Below are 1,821 nucleotides of genomic sequence, written 5' to 3'. Positions count from 1 at the left end.
GCATCGGCGTGGCGCTCATGCCCCGCGACACGGTCAGCTGGGATCGGCTGGTCTCCTCCGCAGACCGGGCGCTTTACGCCGCCAAGCGTGCCGGGCGCAACTGCACCATCGTCTTCAATGAAATGCAGACTGCGGGAGAGCCCGACGCGACGCCGGCGGCCGGCGAAGGCGAGCTGGTACCGACACTAGACGACCAGATCCACGCCCTGCGGCGCATGGGTACGCTCGCCAGGATGTGACCGGCTTATCCGGCACTCCCTCTGAAGGGCTGCTACAGCGCCATCGAACAGCTTGACCAAATCCCGCGACCGCCCAACGAAGCGGCCATCCTGAAACGCCAAAGGCGCGCTTCGACGGCGCGCCTTCGCAAATTACAAGGCAACCTGTTGCCAGGCGATCTCTTGCCGTATCAGCCGTAACGACCGGTGATGTAATCTTCCGTACGCTTGACCTTGGGCGCCTGGAAGATCTGTTCGGTCGCACCATATTCGATGAGCTCGCCGAGATACATGAAGGCGGTGCTGTCGGAGATACGGCTCGCCTGCTGCATATTGTGCGTGACGATGACGATGGTGAATTCGCCCTTCAGCTGCGATACCAATTCCTCGACCTTGGCGGTCGAGATCGGGTCCAGAGCCGAGGTCGGCTCGTCGAGCAGGAGGACTTCGGGACGGATTGCAATGGCGCGAGCGATGCAGAGGCGCTGCTGCTGGCCGCCGGAAAGGCCAAGGCCGCTCTGGTGCAGCTTGTCCTTCACTTCGCTCCACAACGCGGTTTCCGTCAGCGCCGCTTCGACGCGGACGTCCATTTCCGCCTTGGAAATCTTTTCGTAGAGCCGGATACCGAAGGCAACGTTCTCGTAGATCGACATCGGGAACGGCGTGGGCTTCTGGAACACCATGCCGACCTTGGCGCGCAAATCGTTCAGATCGACGTCCTTGGTAAGAATATTACGGCCATCCAGCAGGATCTCGCCCGCAACAGTCTGCCCCGGATAGAGATCATACATCCGGTTGAACGTGCGCAGCAGCGTGGACTTGCCGCAACCCGAAGGGCCGATGAAGGCGGTCACCGCATTTTTGCGTATCGTCATATTCACGCTCTTCAGAACGCGATGGCCGTTCTGATAGGTGAAATCGAGGTTCTTCACCTCAAGTTTCGCAAGCGCGCCGAGATCCGACTGGGAAGCGGCGCCCTTCCCCGGCTGTGCATTGACGCTCTGGAAATTGTTGTCGCTCATGTTCATGGTCTCATTCCTATAGTTCGGCGGCTGCGTCACTGACGGCGCCCACTCAAGACACGGGCAAGGATGTTCAGGGCAAGGATGGCGACGGTGATGATCAGCGCGCCGGCCCAAGCCAATTGTTTCAGATCCTCGCCGGGATCGGCGGCGAGCGTATTGATGGCGACCGGCAGCGTGGCGATCGGACCGGTCAGACCCGCATTCATGAATTTGCTGTAGCCGGCCGTAAAGAGAAGCGGCGCGGTTTCCCCGCTGATGCGGGCGACGGCCAGCAGGATACCGGTGAGGATGCCCGTCCAGGCGGAACGGTAGATCACCATCATCATGGACTTCCAGCGCGGTGCGCCGAGCGCGGCAGTCGCCTCACGAAGCGCATTCGGCACAAGCAACAGCATGTCCTGCGTCGTGCGGTTGACGACCGGAAGGGCAATCAGCGCCAGCGCGAGGATGCCGGCGATGGCGGAGTTGCCGTGCATGGGCACGACCACGGCGCCGTAGACGAACACGCCGACGATAATCGAGGGTGCGGACAGCAAGATATCGTTGAGGAACTTGGCTGCTTCGGCAAGTTTGGAGCC

The 1,821-nt window shown here is 61.3% G+C and carries 3 protein-coding genes; 1 reads left to right on the top strand and 2 read right to left on the bottom strand.

What is annotated here, in order from left to right; translation table 11 throughout:
- Positions 1-8 precede the first annotated feature (8 nt).
- Positions 9-239, top strand: a complete 231-nt coding sequence (locus Q4Q11_RS31710) for a hypothetical protein (protein ID WP_498571967.1) — start codon at positions 9-11, stop codon at positions 237-239.
- 170 nt (positions 240-409) lie between these two features.
- On the opposite strand, the gene pstB is transcribed toward Q4Q11_RS31710, so the two are convergent.
- Entirely contained in the window at positions 410-1,246 is an 837-nt protein-coding gene (gene pstB, locus Q4Q11_RS31705; protein WP_112511048.1) for a phosphate ABC transporter ATP-binding protein PstB, read from the bottom strand.
- Between the two features lie 29 nt (positions 1,247-1,275).
- Positions 1,276-1,821, bottom strand: a 546-nt coding sequence (locus tag Q4Q11_RS31700) for an ABC transporter permease subunit (RefSeq protein ID WP_498571966.1), incomplete at its 5' end; no start/stop codon positions are given.

The organism is Rhizobium sp. UFLA01-1127, assembly GCF_059803845.1.
The sequence above is the reverse complement of the archived record's forward strand: the minus strand, read 5'-3'. Positions and strand labels throughout refer to the sequence as shown.

Excerpts from the sequence above, each read along its gene's own strand:
- pstB (WP_112511048.1), bottom strand. The coding sequence starts at position 1,246 with ATGAACATGAGCGACAACAATTTCCAGAGCGTCAATGCACAGCCGGGG.